We start from the raw sequence: 16,657 nt of genomic DNA on the forward strand, positions 1-16,657 counted from the left end.
TGGGGGGGGGGGGGGGGGGGTGGGGGGGGGGGGGGGGTGGGGGGGGGGGGGGGCGCGGGGGGGGGCCGCCCCCCCCCCCCCCCCGGGGGGGGGGGGCCCCCCCCCCCCCCCCCCCCCCCCCCCCCGCGTCCCAGGCCAGATCCACCGGACAGGCCCTAGGGCGTAAGCGGCGGACGCGCGCCCTGGTCGCGACGGTCGCCGGGGGACGACGTGGGCCCGGCGTCGTCGCGGATCACCTCACCCTGCACCACCTTGCCGTCCGGCTGGTGAATACGGGCCTGTGTGAAAGCGTCGCCGAGGCTGCCGGGCGCGGCCATGCGCATCCGCTTCTCCAGCGAGCGCTCGGCGAAGCGGCCGACCGCCTTGCGCACCGGCGGAATCAGGCAGAGCAGCCCGAGCACGTCGGACATCAGCCCCGGGACGATCAGCAGCAGGCCGCCCAGCATGGTGAGCGCGTTGCCCTCGCTCCCGGCCTTCGGCGCGGGGCCCGGCGCCCCGGACTGCTGCTGCTGAAGCTGCTCGGTGAGGCTGCTGAAGGCGCGGCGCCCGGCCCGCTTGATCACGTATCCGCCGAGCACGGCGCCGCCGACCAGCAGGGCCAGCACCGTCAGCCCGCCGGCGGCACTCGCCACCATCATCAGCAGCCAGATCTCCACCAGGAGCCAGGCGGCGATCCCGAGCGGGACCAGGGTGCGGGCGCGGGACCGCTTGGGCGCGGTCGGGGGCGGTGTGCCGGTCATCATGCTCCCAGTGTGCCTGGGAGCATGACAGGACGGCGTAAAGGGGGGATCAGGGCTCCGGGACCGAGGTTCGCGCGGGGAGAGCCGCCGTCCGGGGTCAGGAAGGCCTGCGGCGATCAGGAGGGCTTGCGGCCCAGGATCTTGTTGGCGCGGGCGCCGACGCCCCACGCCGTGACCCGCCACAGCGCCTCGACCACGATGTCCTTGCTCATCTTGGAGTCGCCGTACTCGCGCTCCATGAACGTGATGGGCACCTCGACGACGTGGTACCCGGCGGCGATGGCCCGGCGGGCCAGGTCGACCTGGAAGCAGTAGCCCTGCGAGGCCACCTCGTCGAGCCCGAGGCCCTCCAGGGTCTCGCGCCTGAACGCCCGGAAACCGCCGGTGACGTCACGGATCGGGACCCCCAGGAGCAGCCGGGAGTACGTGGAGCCGCCGCGCGAGAGGAACTCGCGGGACTTGGGCCAGTTCACCACCCGGCCGCCCGGCACCCAGCGCGAGCCGAGGACCAGGTCGGCGCCCTTGAGCGCGGTGAGCAGCCGGGGCAGCTCCTCGGGCTGGTGCGAGCCGTCGGCGTCCATCTCCACCAGGACGCCGTAGCCCTCGTCCACGCCCCAGCGGAAGCCCGCGAGGTAGGCGGCGCCCAGCCCCTCCTTGCCCTTGCGGTGCAGGACGTGGACGTTCTCGTCCGTGCCGGCCAGCTCGTCGGCGATCTTGCCGGTGCCGTCGGGGCTGTTGTCGTCGGCGATCAGGACGTGGGCCTCGGGGACCGCCGCCCTGACGCGGGAGACGATCGGCTTGATGTTCTCCGCCTCGTTGTAGGTCGGGATGATCACCAAGGCTCTGCCGAGCGGGCCGTATCGCCTCTGACCGCCGTCGTTCACTGCTGCCCCTTATTGTCCGTACGCAGGGCTCCACCATAGCGAGCGGTCCGGGTGGCGGTGCACCGCGAGGTCCCGGGGTGTCGGAATGGGGGCCCGGCGCCCTTCGGGCCGGCCTGGGACCCGCTGGCTGCGGGCCGAACTGGAGCCGTTGTCTACTGAACGTCCGGGCCCCATCCGGGTCGCACCCTCCCCCGTGCTCCAGCGGAGCAGGGGGGATCCCCCCGAGCGGCAGAAAACCTTTCTGCCGACCGGACGTCCTGCGGTGGACCCGGCCGAACCTACCGGCCGGTGGCCGCTTCCTGTCAACAGTCGTGCGACCTGCGGTGTCGAGACGAAGCCCCAGGTCAGTAGGGAGGATCCGCAGGTGGCGACGGCGCCGGGACGGCAGCCTGTCGGCGGTACGAACCGTCCTTACGTCACTCGTTCGGCCGGACGAAGACCGTTTGTCCGAACACCACCGTGCGCAGACAGACGGGCAGCTCGGCGCCCGGCGTGAGGTCCGGCAGGCCCGGGGTGCCCGAGCGCGGGTCGGTCGACCAGCGCGCCACCCGGTCGTCGGGGGCCTGCACCACGAGCTCGTCCGTGCGCCACACCGCGTAGTCGGCGGGCGCGCCCGGGACCAGGGTGCCCGCGTCGTCCCGGCCCACCGCGCGCCAGCCGCCCCGGGTGTGGGCCGTGAAGGCGGCCCGGACCGAGACGCGGTGCTCCAGGGTGCGGTGGAAGGCGGCCGCGCGGACGGTGCCCCAGGGGTCGAGCGGGGTGACCGGCGAGTCGGAGCCGAAGGCGAGCGGCACCCCGGCGCGCAGCAGGGCCGCGTACGGGTTGAGGGTGCGGGCCCGCTCTACGCCCAGGCGCTGGGCGTACATGCCGTCCTCACCGCCCCACAGCGCGTCGAAGGCGGGCTGCACGGAGGCGGTCAGGCCGAGCTCGGCGAAGGCGGCGACGGTCTCGGGGGTGAGCATCTCGGCGTGCTCGACGCGGTGCCGGGCGGCCCGCACACGCGCCAGGCCCACCTTGCCGGCGGCCGCGCGCACGCCCTCGACGACGGCGGTGACGGCGGCGTCCCCGATGGCGTGGAACCCGGCCTGGAGCCCCGCCTCGGTGCAGGCCGCCACATGCGCGGCCACATCGGCCGCGTCCAGGTGGGCGGTGCCGGTGTGGGCGGCGTCGGCGTACGGGGTGTGCAGGCAGGCGGTGTGCGAGCCGAGGGCGCCGTCGACGAACAGGTCGCCGGCCGCGCCGATCGCGCCGAGCTCCCGGATGCGGTCGGCGTCCTTGGGGCCGGTGACGCGGTCGGCCCAGTAGCCGAAAACGCGCGGGCCCGCCTCGTCGCGGGCCAGCTTCAGGAGCGCGGTGAAGTCGTCCTCGTCGGAGATCTCGGGGCCGCCGCACTCGTGGACCGTGCCGATGCCGAGCGAGGCCGCCCGGGCCAGCGCGGCGCGCTGGGCCTCCTCGCGCTGGCGCGGGGTGAGCGCGGCGTGGGCGACGGCCCGTACCGCGTGGTGGGCGGCGCCGGTCAGCGGGGCGTCGGGGTGGTAGCCGTCGAGGGCGGTGGCATTCGGGACGCGGTCCAGGAGCGCGGTGGTGGCGACGGCCGAGTGGACGTCGATGCGCGGCAGGTAGAGCGGGCGCCCGCCGGTGGCCTCGTCGAGCTCGGCGCGGGTGGGCGGCGTCCGCTCGGGCCAGCGCGCGGCGTCCCAGCCGTGGCCGAGCAGGACGTCGTCGTCGGGCCGGGACGCGGCGTGCGCCCGTACCGCCGCAAGGGCTTCGGCGCGGGTGCGGGCGGACGACAGGTCCAGGCCGGTGAGCGCCAAGCCGGTGGCCGTGGTGTGCACATGCGCGTCGGTGAACGCCGGGGTGACCAGGGCCCCTTCGAGGTCGATCACCTCGTCGACGCCGGACGCGAAGGCGTCGGCCGCGCCCTCCGAGCCGACCCAGGCGACATGCCCGCGCTCGACGACCATGGCGGTGGCGAACGGATCGGCCGGGCTGTGGACGTCCCCGCCGCGCAGCAGCACGGTGCGGTGTTCGCCCTCGCGGTCGGACAGCGGGGCGACGGTTCGGGCCGGCAGGGCGGCGGCACTCTCGGAACTCATGGGAACAGCCTAGATACGCGGCGGCCGTGCCTCGTACGGGGTCGAGAGAACGACGGTCGTGCGGGTGGAGACTCCGGCCAGGGTGCGGATGCGCGTCAGCAGGTGCTCCAGCTCCAGCGGCGTGGCGACGCGCACCTTGAGGATGTAGTTCTCGTCGCCCGCGACGCTGTGGCACGCCTCCAGTTCCGGCACTCCCGCCAGGCGGTCCGCGATGTCGTCGGGCGCGCTCGGGTCGAACGGCTTGACCGAGATGAACGCGGTCAGCGGCAGCCCCACCGCCTCCGGGTCGACGACGGCCGCGTAGCCGCGGATGACTCCGCGCTGCTCCAGGCGGCGTACCCGCTGGTGCACCGCCGAGGTGGACAGGCCGGTGGCCTTGCCCAGGTCGGTGTAGCTCATCCGCCCGTCCTTGACGAGCAGATCCACGATCTGACGGTCCAGCTCCTCCATACGGATCAACCTATTCCCCCAGGTCCCCTCCGGCACAGTCGGCGACAACCGGAAGGGGCACCTGCGGGCGGCATGTGACGAATACCACAGGGCTGTACGGGGCTGTGGCGGGGTCGCGCGGTTACGGCGGGGACATGGCGGGAATTGCTTGCTGTGGTCGCGGCGACGGCACCCATGCCGGCCCACCCGAGGGGGAGAAACCCAATGCAGAACATGAAGCGCGGCGGACGTGTGTCGGATGAACGCACCGGTCCGGAGCCCGTCGATCCCACCGTCGAGGACGAACTCGACGACGAGGTGCCGGCGGACGCCTACGACACCCTGGAGATGTTCCGGGTGATCTGCCCGGACTGCGCGCAGCCGATCGCGCTGCTCGCGGACGAGACCGTCCTGCCGGAGCACGCGCTGTGCCCGAGCCCGTGGAACCCGTTCGGCCTCACCGTGTGCGCCGGGACCGGCCGCCCGGCCGCGCAGAGCAGGCCCGCGGACACCTCCCTGGACGTCCAGGAGCAGGACACCGCGCTGCTCCTGACGCTCCCCCAGTCCCTGGACTGGCGCACCCAGCCGTTCTCCCACGTCGGCGGCCCGGGCTCGCGCCCGATGCGCGTCCCGGGGATGCGCCGCGCCGCCTGAGCACCTCACTTCCAGTACGTGCCGCGCACCATCGCCTCCAGGCTCGCCCGGTGCAGGATCAGTGCGTCCGGGTCGTCGGGGACCCGGACCTCACCGAAGTGCAGCTGGCGGTAGGCGATCCTGAGCATCACGATCGCGTGCCGCAGCGCGGCGTAGAGCGTGTGGAACTCCATCGCGCGCGGGGTGTGCCCGGTCAGCTCGGCGTACCGCGCCTCGATGTCGGTGCGCCGCAGGAAGTCCGGCAGCCCCGGTTGGCCGAAACTCACCGTCAGATCCTGGAAGAAGCGGTGCAGGTAGACGGTCCAGCCGAGGTCGAGCTCGCGCGGGCCGAACGCCGCCATCTCCCAGTCGAGTACGGCGGCGGGCTCGAAGCCGTCGTAGACGATGTTGCCGATCCGCGCGTCGCCCCAGCAGAGCACCGCGGCGCCCTCGTCGGCGGGCCAGTGCGCGTCGAGCCAGGAGAAGGCCGACTCGATGAGGGGCGAGCGCGGCAGCCCCTCAACCACCCATGCGTAGTACGCCTGTTGGTCCGCGACATGGCGGCGCAGCGGTGATCCCTCGCCGGGCGGCAGCAGGAAGGCGGCCGCCCCGGCCGGGACCTGGTCGTGCAGCCGGGCGAGGACGCGGACCGTGGCGTCCTGCAGGCGCGCCCGCTCGGCGTCGCTCGCGCGGTGCAGCCAGTTCCCCTCGTACGTGTACGGCATGACGTCGGGCGGCACGCGCCCCTCGGCGCGCTCCATCACGAAGAACGGCGCACCCAGCGCCGTGGGGTCCTCTTCCAGCCACAGCACCCTCGGCACCGGGACCTCGCTGTGCTCGGCGACCAGCCGCATCACCCGGTGCTGGCGGGCCATGTCGTAGACGGGGAAGACGGAGTACGCGGCCGGGTCGGCGGCGAGGCGCAACGCGCACGCCCGCACCGGCGCCTGCGGGTGGTCGAGGCCGAAGAGCAGGGTCTCGCTCGACATGCCGTTGGAGGACGGCACCTGGATGTCCGTGACCTTGGCGCCGGGCAGCCTGGCGTCGAGCCAGCCGGTGAGCCTGCGGCCGAGTGCGTCGGGGTCGCGCGTGGTGGTGCGGGGGCGTGGCGCCGTGGCCATGGCGTGTCCCTTCTCAAGCGGGGCTCTTCGGGGCGGGACCTGCGCGTTCAGGGCGCGACGGACGTGAAGTCCGTGAAGCCGCTGGGGTCGTGGCGGCCGAAGCTGCCGTGTTCGAAGATGCCGTAACCGGTCCGCCCCTCCAGGGTGAAGCGGGCGGCGTGGTCGGTGACCCCGTAGGCCGCCATGGGGTGGGCGGCCGGGTCGGAGAGGTCGTACACCCGCCGGTCGGTCCAGGCCCGGCCCCGCCAGGTGCCGTGCTGCCAGTCGTCGGCGGGCGGATATCCGGCGCCGATCGCGAGCGGGGACGAGGTGAGGACCTCGACGCCGAGTTCCAGCGGCTTGCCGGCGGCGTCGGTGAGATGGACGGCCGCGCGTTCGGGGTGGCGGGTGCCGGGGCGGTAGACGATGTCGGCCCGGGGCCAGCCGAGTTGGGCGTCGGGATGGCCGTCGCGCACGAGGACGGCCTCGTTGAGGGTGCGGTAGCCGTCGGCGTCCTCCTGGGCGATCACCATCAGGAAGCGGTCCTCGAAGCGGACCGGGACCCAGAGCCAGTGGAACCCCTCGGGCCGGTACTCCTCGCCGCGCCCGGCGTCCTCGCCCGGGATCGGCCGCACCCCCCAGCTGCGGTCCCGGGTGCCGGTCCACTCCCCCGCGGTGACGGATATCTCCTCGCCCGCGACCCGGACGACCCCGGCGCAGCGGCCCGCCTGGACGAACCGGCGCCCTTCCAGGGTGAGCCGGTCGCCCCGGCGCTGGACGTGGTGCGGCTCCCACACGGCCGGGAAGTCGGCCTGCCAACTGATCTCGTACGACAGCGAGTCGGGGTCGGCCGGGTCGGCGGCGCAGTGCAGGGTGAGGCGGCTCAGCGGCTCGTCGACGGTGATGCGCAGCGGGCCGACCGAGAGGTTCATCCGGTCGTCGGTGAGCGCGTCCGAGGCCCGTACGGCGTGCAGCCGCCCGCCCAGGCGCAGGGTCGCGTAGGCGTCGATGACCCCGGTGTTGGGGTAGACGCCGAGCCCGGCGATCAGCAGCGCGCGGCCGTGGTGGTCGAAGACGTGGAAGATGCAGCGGTCGTAGGCGTTGCGGTCGCCGGTGGCGACGTGTTTCAGCGAGAGCGGGACCTGGTGGATCGGGTATTCGTCGAGCGCGATCGGACGGTCCTGGGACACGGTTGACCTCCTGGACGACAGGAAGCTGACGGTACGTCAGACGCCGTGAAAAACCAGCCCCCGTGGACCGGGAAGCGCGCTTCCCGGTCCCGGCGGGGGTCAGGGCCTGTCCGGTGGATCTTGCCTGGGACGCGCGCGCCTGGCACGCGCATCTGCCCCCCGTTCACCAGCACCGAAACGGCGACCCGCACCGAAGGCGGCCAGATCCACCGGACAGGCCCTAGCGGGACTCGGGGCCCGCGAGGTGGCGGGCGATGACCATGCGCTGGATCTGGTTGGTGCCCTCGACGATCTGGAGGACCTTGGCCTCGCGCATCAGGCGCTCGACCGGGAAGTCGGCGGTGTAGCCGTAGCCGCCGAGCACCTGGACGGCGTCGGTGGTGACCTTCATCGCCGCGTCCGTGCAGAACAGCTTGGCCATCGCGGCCTGCCGCGAGAACGGCCGTCCGGCGTCCCGCAGCCGCGCCGCCGCCAGATACAGCGCCCGGCCCGCCTCGATCTGGGTGGCCATGTCCGCGAGCATGAACCGCAGGCCCTGGAAGTCGGCGATCGGCCGGCCGAACTGCTGGCGTCCGGTCGCGTACGCCAGCGCCTCGTCGAGAGCGGCCTGGGCGACGCCGATGGCGCAGGCGGCGATCCCGAGGCGGCCCGAGTCGAGCGCGGAGAGCGCGATCGCGAAGCCCTGGCCCTCCTCGCCGATGCGGCGGCTGTCCGGCACCCGTACGCCGTCGAAGTGCAGCTGGGCGGTGGGCGAGCCCTTCATGCCCATCTTCTTCTCGGGCGCGGCGGCCGTCAGGCCCTCGGCGTCGCCGGGGACAAGGAAGGCGGTGATGCCCTTGGAGCCCTCGCTGCCGGTGCGGGCGAGGACGGTGTAGAAGTCGGCGATGCCGCCGTGCGTGATCCAGGCCTTGGTGCCGGTGATCACCCAGTCGTCGCCATCTCTGACGGCCTTGGTGCGCAGCGAGGCCGCGTCGGAGCCGGAGGACGGCTCGGAGAGGCAGTAGGCGCCGAGCAGGCCGCCGCCGAGCATCGCGGGCAGGTGATCCGCCTGCTGCTGCTTGGTGCCGTAGCCCGCCAGCGCGTGGCACGCCAGCGAGTGGACGCTGACGCCGAGGCCCACGGTCAGGCGCGCGGCGGCGAGCTCTTCGAGGACCTGGAGGTACACCTCGTACGGCTGGTCCCCGCCGCCGAACGCGGAGTCGTACGGGAGGCCGAGCAGCCCGGACTCGGAGAGCAGCGAGAAGACCTCGCGCGGAAAGGCACCGGCGTCCTCCTGCTCGGCGGCGTGCGGAGCGATCTCCCGCTGGACTATGTCGCGGACGAGCGCGACGAGGTCGCGGGCCTCCTCGGTGGGCAGCTGTCGGTCCACCGGCTGCGGGGCGCGGTCGGGCATGGCGGCGCTCTCCTCCCTGTCGGGCGCTTCGACGGTCGCGCGCGCAGGGTGTGGCGGCGCCGCCGGGTGACTCTGCCGAACAGCCGATACCTACCCTCCCGGATCACGGAAGCCGCAGGTTGGTGGCCGTGGCGCTGTGAGTATGCCCGATCGGACGCGTCCCGTCACGGGGTCCAAGATCACGTTTAGGCATGGGCCGTACGGGGTGCGAGCCGGGCGGCGGACGGGTCCCACGGAGGGGCGGCCGACCCGGTGGCCCGGCCGCCCCGTCCCTGCTCTCGTCAGCCCGGCTCGGGCGACGGGCAGCTCGGTTCGAACTCGCCGATCGTGTCCAGGGTCTGCCGCAGCATCCGCACGAGCAGCTCGCGCACGGTCTCGCGACCGGGCTCCAGCGAGCCCAGCCACTCCAGGGTCACGCTCTCCACGCACCCCATCCAGCCGAGCAGTGCGAGCCGGGCGAGCACGGGGATGTCCCGTCTGCCGTACGCGCCCTCCGCGATGGTCGCGATCAGCTCCGCGCGCACGGCGTCGCGTATCGCCTGCACCTGGGTGTCGAAGCCGACGCCGCCGGTGACGATGGTGCGGTACGCGGCCTGATGGTGCTCGGCGTAGAGCAGATACCCCTCCATCGTGCGCCGGACGCGGTCGGCGCGCGGCAGCTCGGTGTCGCTCGCGGCCCGGGCGACCAGGTCGGCCACCGAGTCCTCGACGATGGCCAGGTAATAGCCGCGTTTGCTTTTGAAGTAGTAGTAGATCAGGCCCTTGGCGACCCCCGCGTGCTTGGCGATGTCGTCCATCGACAAGGCGTCGTACGAGGTGTCGGCGAACAACTTCCGGCCCGTTGCGATGAGTTCGGAGCGACGGACCTGGGATCTCTCGGTCGCGCCTCGCTGTTGACTATTATTCAAATTCGGCCCTAGTCTCCAACTGCCACAGGATCTCCGCAGTATGGCAGACCTGCGTACGCACTCCCCCTGCACCGCTGGACGACGGATACGGGAGGATCAAGTGAGGGCAGACAGGCGGCCGTTGGCCGAGGGAAGAACCGCCTGGAAGAAGACCGCGCTGGTGGCGATGCCGGCGGTTCTCGCGGTCGGGATCATGGCCAATGTGATGGCCGAGGGCGCGCTGGCCGCCTCGTTCGCGGTCTCCGGCACCAGCTTCCAGGTGTCGTCGGGCAAGCTCACCAGCCAGGGCCTCGCCTCGTACGTACAGACCGACAGATCCGTCGACGGCAAGGGCCACCCGGTGGCGCTGCTCGGCATCGGCGACGCCAGACTCAGTGACATCTGCCAGTCCGCCCAGGTCAAGACCCCGCTCGGCACGGTCGTCTTCAAACTGACGGCGGGCGGCGACGCGGGCGAGGTGACCGCCAGCGACCTGGTCATCGACGGCGAGGACCTGGTCGGGGACGCCCGCTTCGGCACCGCCGAGATCGGCCGGGACGCCTCGGCGCTCGACCGGGTGCCCGGCGTCCACGGCGAGAAGGGGAAGTTCGGCCTCCAGGCCGGGGACATCGAGGTCGCCGGGGTGCGCTCGCACGCCTGGTCCGCGACCGGCGGGAACTTCCGGCTGAAGGGCATGCGGGTCGGTGTGAGCATCGGCGGCAAGCAGTGCTTCTGAGCGAGGGGTGGCTGGACCGGAGGCTGCCGCTGCCGGACGCCCGCCGCCTCGCCAGACGCTGGCGGCGCACCCGCCCCTTCTGGGCCGGGCTGCTGCTGATCCTGGGCGGCGCGGAGCTGCTGCTCGTTCCGCTGTCGCCGCTGACGATCCTGGTCAGCCTCGGTCTCGGCGGGATCGCGGCCATCGGCATCGGGCTCGCGCTGATCGTCGCCGGACTCTTCCTCTGGTTCCTGCCGCACACCCGGCACTACGTCTCGATCAACGCGCTGCTCCTGTCGGTGCTCTCGTTCGTCGCGACCAATCTGGGCGGCTTCCTGGTCGGGATGGGGCTCGGCATCATCGGCAGCGCCATGGGGTTCGGCTGGACGCCGGTGCGCGAGCCGGAGGTCCCCCGGGCGGTGGACGGGCGCGGCACGCGCACCCTCGCGGCCGCGCTGCCGGTGGCGCTGCTGCTGACCCTCGGCGCCCCGGCCACCGCACCCCGCTCCGCCGCGCCCGGCACCGCCGAGGTGCCGCGCGTCGCGCCGACGGTGACCACGACCCTGTTCGCGCCGAACGGCTTCCTGCTCGCCGGGGTGCGCACGGTGGCGAGCGCGGGCGGCCCGGTCAAGGTGATGGTCCTGAAGATGAACTCCGCCTCGCTCACCGACTACCGCCTCAAAACCCACGACGGCCACGACGAACTCGCCCTGGGCGCCGACTCGTTGGACCTCAGCGGCAACGTGACGCTCTACCTCACCAGGTTCAGCGGCTGCCTCGAAGGCGTCCTCTGCCTCACCTTCACCCCGGACAGGCTGCCGGTGCCACCGGTCGTGCCACCCTTCGTCTTCATGACCGACGTACGGGCCGAGCAGGCGCTGGTCACGTCCGACTCGATCGTCGCGGGCGGACTCAAGCTGACGGCTTCTTGAGAGACGGGAGGGACGATGATCCAGATCCAGGCGGCCCTCTTCTGGGCGTACGGCACGGGCGCGGCCTTCGCCGTCTCGGCGGGCCGCCAGCTCCAGTGGTGGGAGCGCTCGGTGTACGGGGAGGGGGTCCGCACCCGCAGCCGCGCCGCCAACCCGTATCTCGCGCTCACGCTGCTCTACGCGGCGGTGCTGCTCGTCCCGAGCGGCCTGTTCATGCTGTGGCGCGACCCGTCCTGGGCGACCATGCAGGTGGCCGCCGACCACGGCGGCGTCTGGGCCGGATTCGCGCTCTTCTACTCGGCGGGCGTCGTCGTCGCCACCCTGCTCGGGTTCCTCGCGGCCCAGCTCCTGGTCCTGGTCGGCGCGGGCTACTGGGCGTACCTCCAGAGCGTCGGCGGACACTTCCTGCTGTTCGGAACGCTGATCCACGGCTGGGACGGCAACGGCTACCGCAGAACGCTCACCACCAGCGTCCGCGCCTACCGCGACTGGCCGAAGGACAGCGTGGTCGACAACGTGCTGCGCTTCGCGACCTCGGGGACGTTCCTCGCCCTGCTCGTCCTCGGCTCGGCCGTGCTCGGCACCCTGTTCCTGACCGAGATCGGCTGGCTCGCCGAGGGCTGGCAGCTGCCGGGCGCCGACGAGGACCGCAAGGTGCCGCGGGCGGTGGCGGTGGGCATCGCGGCCGCCGGGGTCTACGGACTGCCGTTCGCGGGCGCTCTGGGCGCCGCCGTTCTCGTCCACCTGGCGGGGTGGGCCGTGGGCCTGCCGGTCTTCGCGGTGCTGGCGGGTGTGGCGCTGCTCGCCCGGCGCTCGCCGGTGCGGTGGCTCTACGGCCTGGTGGGCGTCCCGGGCCGGCACTGGAAGGCCGGCCTCCCGGTCACAGCAGCCCGACCTGGGTGACCAGCATCGCCAGGACCACGACGAGGGTCCAGCCGAGCGCATGCTCCAGGAGGCGGGGGCCGTCGTCCTGGGGGCCGCCGGTGCGGGCCCGGAGCTCGGCCAGGGCACGCGGGTCGTCGGCGGTGGTCGCAGGCAGGGTCATGGGAACTCACTCGGTCGTCTGACAGCGGATGGTCCCCCCGGTGATCTGTTCAGGGTGCCAGCGATTGGGGTCCCCGGGGTAGAGACGTTGGTCACTGCCCTGGGGTCGCGCGGCTTCGCGGATCCCCGCTCAGGCCCGTACGCCCACCGAAGCGAGCGCCCTGCGGACGTGCGTGCCCGGATGCGCGGGCCAGTACAGATAGCAGACGCCGCCCGTCCCCGAGACGACCTTGCCGCTCGCGTTGTACCGCTTGGTCCGCAGCCAGATGTTCTCCCACTCGCGCCGCCGATAGACGCGGCGCACGGCCGGGTCGCTGGGCGAGGCGGGGTCGTTGGCGATGACGTCGCCGTGCGGTGTGAAGCCGATGACCGTCATCAGGTGGCCGGAGGTGCCGTAACCGGCGCCGGTGAGTTCGGTCTTGAGGAACGACTGGGACGTGATGGCCGCGACACCCGCCCGGATCAGCGTCTCCAGGTCGTTCAGCGAGCCCAGCCGGGTCACGACGGCGCTCATGTCGCGGTAGGTCGTGGCGTACGCGGCGTTGAAGGGCCAGTTGCCGCAGCCCTGGTACTGGTAGTCGTAGGTGAACCGGGCCGCCTGGCAGACCTGGGGATCCGCGAAGGAGGGGTCGACCCAGGCGAGGTCGGCCGGGGTGGGCCCGCGCCCCCAGTACTCGATGATCATCTGCGAGGAGGTGGGGCTGCACCAGGCCTCGCCGCCGTTGTCGTACTGCGGGTACTGCCCCTTGTGGATCTCCTGCGAGTAGCGCGGCACGATCAGCTCGCCCGCGTACGACGGGGTCGAGGCGGGCACGGTGAAGCGGTCCGGGACGTCCGAGGCCATCGCGCCGAGCCGCCACACCGTCGGGGTGAGGCGGGTGCCGGGGGTGCGGTAGAGCGTGAGGCGCAGCCGGTAGGAGGCCAGGCGCAGGCCGCTCGCCGCGTTGTCGATGGAGAAGGTGTCCGTGTAGATCGTGCTCCTGCCGTCGCTCTGGCCGTCCACCGAGGTCCGCCGGATGTCGGCGTCGCCGTCGCCCGCCGTCCAGCGGCCCATGACGTACGCGGGGGTCGCGGTGGCGTCGGAGTACGTGCCCAGGAGCTCGACCTGGAGCCAGGTGCCGGCCGGGGTGTGGGCGTTCCAGTGCGCGATGACCTCGGTGGCCGGGACGGCCGAGCGGTGCACCGGCGAGGTCCAGGTGGCGTACTCCCAGGTGGACGTCTTCTTGGTGTGCGGGTCGGTGTAGTCGGTGCGGCCCGCCGGGCGGGCGATGACCAGGCCGGGCCGGTGGCCCGGCACGGCCCGGGTGCCCTCCCCCCGGCCGGAGCGCCAGTCGGGGTACGAGGTCCAGGCGCGGTTGTCCACCAGCGAGGGGACGCCTTTCGAGGGGCGGCTCGCGGCGGGCCGCGCGGCCGGTGGGGCGGCGGCCGCCGCCGAGGCCGGGACGGCGGTGCCCGCGGCCGCCGCCAGCGCGGCGGCCAGAACGGTTCTGCGCGAGGTGGAACTGGTCATGATCGGGACCCCCGGTCAAAAGGATGGGGCGGTGGGCGCACGACAGTGGGCCAACTATCGCGGGTCCCGGCCGACTTCTGCCAGTGACGCGCACCGCGCCGCACCACCGAATATGGGTCTGGACCACTGGCGTGACCTGCGGCGCCGACGTGGATCTGTGGATCTAGGGTGGGGGCATGGCAGAACTCGACGCGATCGCGGCCCTGGTGCGCGCCTCGGCGCCCTCGTGCGGCCCGGTCCGGCTGATCGGCGTCGACGGCCACGCGGGCTCCGGCAAGTCCACCTTCGCCGCGCGGCTCGCCTCGGCCCTCGGCGGGGCGCCGGTGGTGCATCTGGACGACCTCGCCACGCACGAGGAGTTCTTCGCCTGGACGCGGCGACTGCGCGATCAGGTGCTCGACCCCTTCGCGCGGGGGCGGGCCGGGCGGATCTCCGTATACGACTGGCATGCGCGCCGCTTCGGGGAGCCCACTCCTTTGGAGCCCGCGCCGGTGGTCGTGATCGAGGGCGTGGGCGCGGGCCGACGGGCGGTGCGGCCGTGGCTGGCGCTGCTGCTGTGGATGGAAATGGACGCCGAGGCGTCCTGGGAACGCGGCCGCCAGAGGGACGGAACGGCTCTTTCCGGCTTCTGGGACCAGTGGACGGCGGCGGAGATGCGCCATTTCGCTGCGGATCCGTCCCGTCCGTATGCGGATGTTGTGGTGCGTCAGTGTCAGGAGGGATACGAGTGGCGCCAGAGGCGTGATTCCGCACCCACCGCACACCGTTCCGTCACGGACGGTGATGACCTCCCCCCACCCCGCTGAACCGTCGGAAAACCGCCCCTCCCAGAGGCTCAACTCCGCTTGACCCGGGGGCCGTACAGGTCTTACGTTCTGAATGTGCGGCTTTCCGGAGCCGCCGCAGACGCGAAGCCCCCGGTTGTTCCCCCGTGATCGGGGGCTTCGTTCTGCCCGTTACGGGCTCTTGATCGCGCCGCAGCCGCGCATTTCGCTCACCCTCGGTCACCGGCCATGTCGTGCTGCCGCTCGCCTCTCCGCACCCTTCGGTCCGGGGCCCCCTCGCGGGTACGATGCACCTGGTGCGGTCAATTCCCGTCAATTCCCTTCTGTGAATTGGCGGTTCAGCACGGGGGCACGGTGGTGGGGGACGTGATGGACTTCGGCACGCAGGGCTCGCACGCCCCGGCCGATCTCGCCTGGCTGCGGGGCATCGACGCGTACACCATGGGCGCGTATCCGCAGGCCGAGGAGGAGTTCCGGACCGCGGTGCGGATGGACCCGGGCATGGTGGACGGCTGGCTGGGACTGCACGCGCTGCGGGTGGACACCACCACGGCGCTGCTGCGCATGTACCGCCACAGAGAACGTTTCGGCGAACAGCGCGCCCGCTACCGACGGACCCTCAACTCCTGGTACTGGCTGGGCTGGTGGGTCCAGCCGGTGCTTGAGAGCCCGCGCGATCTGCTGCTCGCGCACGCCTCGCACTGGCTGGACGGGCGCCATGTGCCGGAGCTGGACCGGGCCCTGGCCGGACTGCCGCCGGTCGACGCCGACCCGCAGGTCCGCTTTCTGCACGCGTGCCGCGCCTACCTCGTCAAGGACTGGGACCAACTGGTGCGCCACACCGAGCCGTTGCTCGGCGATCCGCTGCTCGGGATCGAGGCCGGGCTGTTCGGCGGGATGGCCCGGGTGCGCCTGGAGATGTTCGGTCAGGCCGAGCCGCTGCTCTCGGCGGCCCTGATGCGCTGCCGCAGCGAACAGCCGCAGCGCAAGGAGCTGCGGTACTGGCTGGCCCGGGCCCATGAGGGCACCGGCCGCTCGGCGGCCGCGCTGCCGCTGTACCGGGCCGTGCACCGGGTCGACCCGGCGTTCATGGACACCTCGGCGCGGCTGGCCGCGATCACCGAGTCGGACGGGCTCGACGGCGCGTACGGCCCCGACGACCCGGCCGATCTCGCGGCCGTCTCGCTGGCAGGGCTCGGCCAGGACAGCATCGCCGACGGCGGCCCGGCCGAGAGCGAGGCGGCGCCGGGTCTCGAGCCGCCGGAGGGCCGCGAGGTCCGCGTGCCGCTCGGGGGCCCGGCCGGGGTGCCGCCGAGGCCCGACGGCGTACGGGAGAAGCCGGGCATCCCGGCCCAGCCCGCGCCGTCGCCGGTGCCGACCGGCCCGACGGACTCGGCGCTGCTCGCGCAGGCCCTGGCCGAGCTGGAGCGGATGGTGGGCCTTGAGCCGGTCAAGCGTCAGGTGAAGGCGCTGTCGGCGCAGCTCAACATGGCGCGGCTGCGGGTCGGGCAGGGTCTGCCCGTACAGCCGCCGAAACGTCACTTTGTTTTCTCCGGCCCCTCTGGCACCGGCAAGACGACCGTCGCGCGCATTCTGGGCCGGGTCTTCTACGCGCTGGGCCTGCTCGGCGGCGACCATCTGGTGGAGGCCCAACGGTCCGATCTGGTGGGCGAGTTCCTGGGCCAGACGGCCGTGAAGGCCAATGAACTGATCGACTCGGCGCTCGGCGGGGTGCTCTTCGTGGACGAGGCGTACAGCCTGTCCAACTCGGGCTACAGCAAGGGCGACGCGTACGGCGACGAGGCGCTTCAGGTGCTGCTCAAGCGGGCCGAGGACAACCGCGACCACCTCGTGGTGATCCTCGCCGGCTACCCCGAGGGCATGGACCGCCTGCTCGCCGCCAACCCGGGCCTGTCGTCCCGCTTCACCACCCGGGTGGACTTCCCCTCCTACCGCCCCCTGGAGCTGACCTCGATCGGCGAGGTGCTCGCGGCGGAGAACGGGGACGTGTGGGACGAGGAGGCGCTGGACGAGCTGCGGTCGATCAGCGGGCACGTGGTCGACCAGGGCTGGATCGACGAGCTGGGCAACGGCCGCTTCCTGCGCACGCTGTACGAGAAGAGCTGCGCGTACCGGGACCTGCGGCTCTCGATGTACCCGAGCACGCCCGACCGCGACGACCTGTCGACCTTGCGGCTCCCGGACCTGATGCAGGCGTACGGCGAGGTCCTCTCGGGCCGGGCCGGGCCGGTGGACCCGCTGTAGCGTCCCCCACCCCTTCCCGAAACCTTCCGGGTCGGGGTGGGGGTCAACCCTCGG

Annotated in this window: 16 protein-coding genes; 6 read left to right on the forward strand and 10 right to left on the reverse strand. The window is 72.8% G+C overall.

All coding sequences use genetic code 11. The features are described from left to right. Window positions 1-155 precede the first annotated feature (155 nt). The 4 genes from fxsA to ACGFRG_RS34380 all read right to left on the reverse strand — a co-directional run bounded on the left by fxsA (window position 156) and on the right by ACGFRG_RS34380 (window position 4,170). The gene (gene fxsA / locus ACGFRG_RS34365; protein ID WP_361428299.1) at window positions 156-743 is read right to left on the reverse strand and encodes an FxsA family membrane protein; all 588 of its coding nucleotides are present in this window, start codon (window positions 741-743) and stop codon (window positions 156-158) included. 113 nt (window positions 744-856) lie between these two features. Beyond that, window positions 857-1,624, reverse strand: coding sequence for a polyprenol monophosphomannose synthase (locus ACGFRG_RS34370; RefSeq protein WP_393270392.1), 768 nt, complete (start codon window positions 1,622-1,624; stop codon window positions 857-859). A gap of 416 nt (window positions 1,625-2,040) precedes the next feature. Beyond that, a complete protein-coding gene (locus ACGFRG_RS34375; protein WP_393270395.1) occupies window positions 2,041-3,720 on the reverse strand; it encodes an amidohydrolase in 1,680 nt (559 codons plus the stop codon). A gap of 9 nt (window positions 3,721-3,729) precedes the next feature. After that, window positions 3,730-4,170, reverse strand: coding sequence for an Lrp/AsnC family transcriptional regulator (locus ACGFRG_RS34380; RefSeq protein ID WP_361428293.1), 441 nt, complete (start codon window positions 4,168-4,170; stop codon window positions 3,730-3,732). 204 nt (window positions 4,171-4,374) lie between these two features. Between ACGFRG_RS34380 and ACGFRG_RS34385 the strand changes: the two genes are divergently transcribed. Continuing rightward, window positions 4,375-4,803 (forward strand): hypothetical protein, encoded by a 429-nt coding sequence (locus tag ACGFRG_RS34385; RefSeq protein ID WP_393270397.1) that lies wholly within the window; start codon window positions 4,375-4,377, stop codon window positions 4,801-4,803. A 5-nt stretch (window positions 4,804-4,808) separates the two neighbouring features. Here ACGFRG_RS34385 and ACGFRG_RS34390 read toward each other — a convergent pair whose 3' ends face one another. The 4 genes from ACGFRG_RS34390 to ACGFRG_RS34405 form a co-directional block, all read right to left on the reverse strand. Then, on the reverse strand, window positions 4,809-5,903 hold the full coding sequence (locus tag ACGFRG_RS34390) for a phosphotransferase family protein (RefSeq protein WP_361428289.1): 1,095 nt from the start codon (window positions 5,901-5,903) through the stop codon (window positions 4,809-4,811). 47 nt (window positions 5,904-5,950) lie between these two features. Continuing rightward, window positions 5,951-7,072, reverse strand: coding sequence for a hypothetical protein (locus ACGFRG_RS34395; protein ID WP_361428287.1), 1,122 nt, complete (start codon window positions 7,070-7,072; stop codon window positions 5,951-5,953). Between the two features lie 220 nt (window positions 7,073-7,292). Beyond that, window positions 7,293-8,465 carry an acyl-CoA dehydrogenase family protein gene (locus tag ACGFRG_RS34400; protein ID WP_361428285.1) on the reverse strand — a complete coding sequence of 391 codons (1,173 nt, stop codon included), beginning with the start codon at window positions 8,463-8,465 and terminating at the stop codon, window positions 7,293-7,295. A 281-nt stretch (window positions 8,466-8,746) separates the two neighbouring features. Beyond that, the gene (locus tag ACGFRG_RS34405) at window positions 8,747-9,373 is read right to left on the reverse strand and encodes a TetR/AcrR family transcriptional regulator (protein WP_361428283.1); all 627 of its coding nucleotides are present in this window, start codon (window positions 9,371-9,373) and stop codon (window positions 8,747-8,749) included. A 166-nt stretch (window positions 9,374-9,539) separates the two neighbouring features. Here ACGFRG_RS34405 and ACGFRG_RS34410 point away from each other — a divergent pair, with 166 nt between their 5' ends. From ACGFRG_RS34410 to ACGFRG_RS34420, 3 genes are read left to right on the forward strand one after another with little or no spacing between them, the layout of a single operon-like run. After that, window positions 9,540-10,088 (forward strand): DUF6230 family protein, encoded by a 549-nt coding sequence (locus tag ACGFRG_RS34410; RefSeq protein ID WP_361428387.1) that lies wholly within the window; start codon window positions 9,540-9,542, stop codon window positions 10,086-10,088. Next, complete coding sequence (locus ACGFRG_RS34415) at window positions 10,079-10,999, forward strand: DUF6114 domain-containing protein (protein ID WP_361428281.1); 921 nt, start codon at window positions 10,079-10,081, stop codon at window positions 10,997-10,999. Before ACGFRG_RS34410 ends, ACGFRG_RS34415 begins: the two co-directional genes overlap by 10 nt. A gap of 15 nt (window positions 11,000-11,014) precedes the next feature. Then, window positions 11,015-11,902 carry a hypothetical protein gene (locus ACGFRG_RS34420; protein WP_393270403.1) on the forward strand — a complete coding sequence of 296 codons (888 nt, stop codon included), beginning with the start codon at window positions 11,015-11,017 and terminating at the stop codon, window positions 11,900-11,902. On the opposite strand, the gene ACGFRG_RS34425 is transcribed toward ACGFRG_RS34420, so the two are convergent. Both ACGFRG_RS34425 and ACGFRG_RS34430 read right to left on the reverse strand, forming a co-directional pair. Next, the gene (locus ACGFRG_RS34425; protein WP_361428277.1) at window positions 11,880-12,044 is read right to left on the reverse strand and encodes an SCO1431 family membrane protein; all 165 of its coding nucleotides are present in this window, start codon (window positions 12,042-12,044) and stop codon (window positions 11,880-11,882) included. The genes ACGFRG_RS34420 and ACGFRG_RS34425 overlap by 23 nt on opposite strands. A gap of 129 nt (window positions 12,045-12,173) precedes the next feature. Beyond that, window positions 12,174-13,553 carry a peptidase C39 family protein gene (locus ACGFRG_RS34430; RefSeq protein WP_361428275.1) on the reverse strand — a complete coding sequence of 460 codons (1,380 nt, stop codon included), beginning with the start codon at window positions 13,551-13,553 and terminating at the stop codon, window positions 12,174-12,176. Window positions 13,554-13,729: 176 nt separating this feature from the next. Between ACGFRG_RS34430 and ACGFRG_RS34435 the strand changes: the two genes are divergently transcribed. After that, window positions 13,730-14,359 carry a hypothetical protein gene (locus ACGFRG_RS34435; protein WP_361428273.1) on the forward strand — a complete coding sequence of 210 codons (630 nt, stop codon included), beginning with the start codon at window positions 13,730-13,732 and terminating at the stop codon, window positions 14,357-14,359. A 348-nt stretch (window positions 14,360-14,707) separates the two neighbouring features. Beyond that, window positions 14,708-16,603 carry an AAA family ATPase gene (locus ACGFRG_RS34440; protein ID WP_361428385.1) on the forward strand — a complete coding sequence of 632 codons (1,896 nt, stop codon included), beginning with the start codon at window positions 14,708-14,710 and terminating at the stop codon, window positions 16,601-16,603. Window positions 16,604-16,657: the final 54 nt, after the last annotated feature.

The organism is Streptomyces sp. NPDC048696 (assembly GCF_043198895.1).
Taxonomy (GTDB): Bacteria; Actinomycetota; Actinomycetes; order Streptomycetales; family Streptomycetaceae; genus Streptomyces.

What these genes read in the sequence shown, in the direction of transcription:
- ACGFRG_RS34410 (WP_361428387.1), top strand. Translation starts at nt 9,540, where the DNA reads ATGCCGGCGGTTCTCGCGGTCGGGATCATGGCCAATGTGATGGCCGAG.
- ACGFRG_RS34375 (WP_393270395.1), bottom strand. Translation starts at nt 3,720, where the DNA reads ATGAGTTCCGAGAGTGCCGCCGCCCTGCCGGCCCGAACCGTCGCCCCG.
- ACGFRG_RS34390 (WP_361428289.1), bottom strand. Translation starts at nt 5,903, where the DNA reads ATGGCCACGGCGCCACGCCCCCGCACCACCACGCGCGACCCCGACGCA.
- ACGFRG_RS34420 (WP_393270403.1), top strand. Translation starts at nt 11,015, where the DNA reads ATGATCCAGATCCAGGCGGCCCTCTTCTGGGCGTACGGCACGGGCGCG.
- fxsA (WP_361428299.1), bottom strand. Translation starts at nt 743, where the DNA reads ATGATGACCGGCACACCGCCCCCGACCGCGCCCAAGCGGTCCCGCGCC.
- ACGFRG_RS34435 (WP_361428273.1), top strand. Translation starts at nt 13,730, where the DNA reads ATGGCAGAACTCGACGCGATCGCGGCCCTGGTGCGCGCCTCGGCGCCC.
- ACGFRG_RS34400 (WP_361428285.1), bottom strand. Translation starts at nt 8,465, where the DNA reads ATGCCCGACCGCGCCCCGCAGCCGGTGGACCGACAGCTGCCCACCGAG.
- ACGFRG_RS34385 (WP_393270397.1), top strand. Translation starts at nt 4,375, where the DNA reads ATGCAGAACATGAAGCGCGGCGGACGTGTGTCGGATGAACGCACCGGT.
- ACGFRG_RS34430 (WP_361428275.1), bottom strand. Translation starts at nt 13,553, where the DNA reads ATGACCAGTTCCACCTCGCGCAGAACCGTTCTGGCCGCCGCGCTGGCG.
- ACGFRG_RS34380 (WP_361428293.1), bottom strand. Translation starts at nt 4,170, where the DNA reads ATGGAGGAGCTGGACCGTCAGATCGTGGATCTGCTCGTCAAGGACGGG.
- ACGFRG_RS34440 (WP_361428385.1), top strand. Translation starts at nt 14,708, where the DNA reads ATGGACTTCGGCACGCAGGGCTCGCACGCCCCGGCCGATCTCGCCTGG.
- ACGFRG_RS34425 (WP_361428277.1), bottom strand. Translation starts at nt 12,044, where the DNA reads ATGACCCTGCCTGCGACCACCGCCGACGACCCGCGTGCCCTGGCCGAG.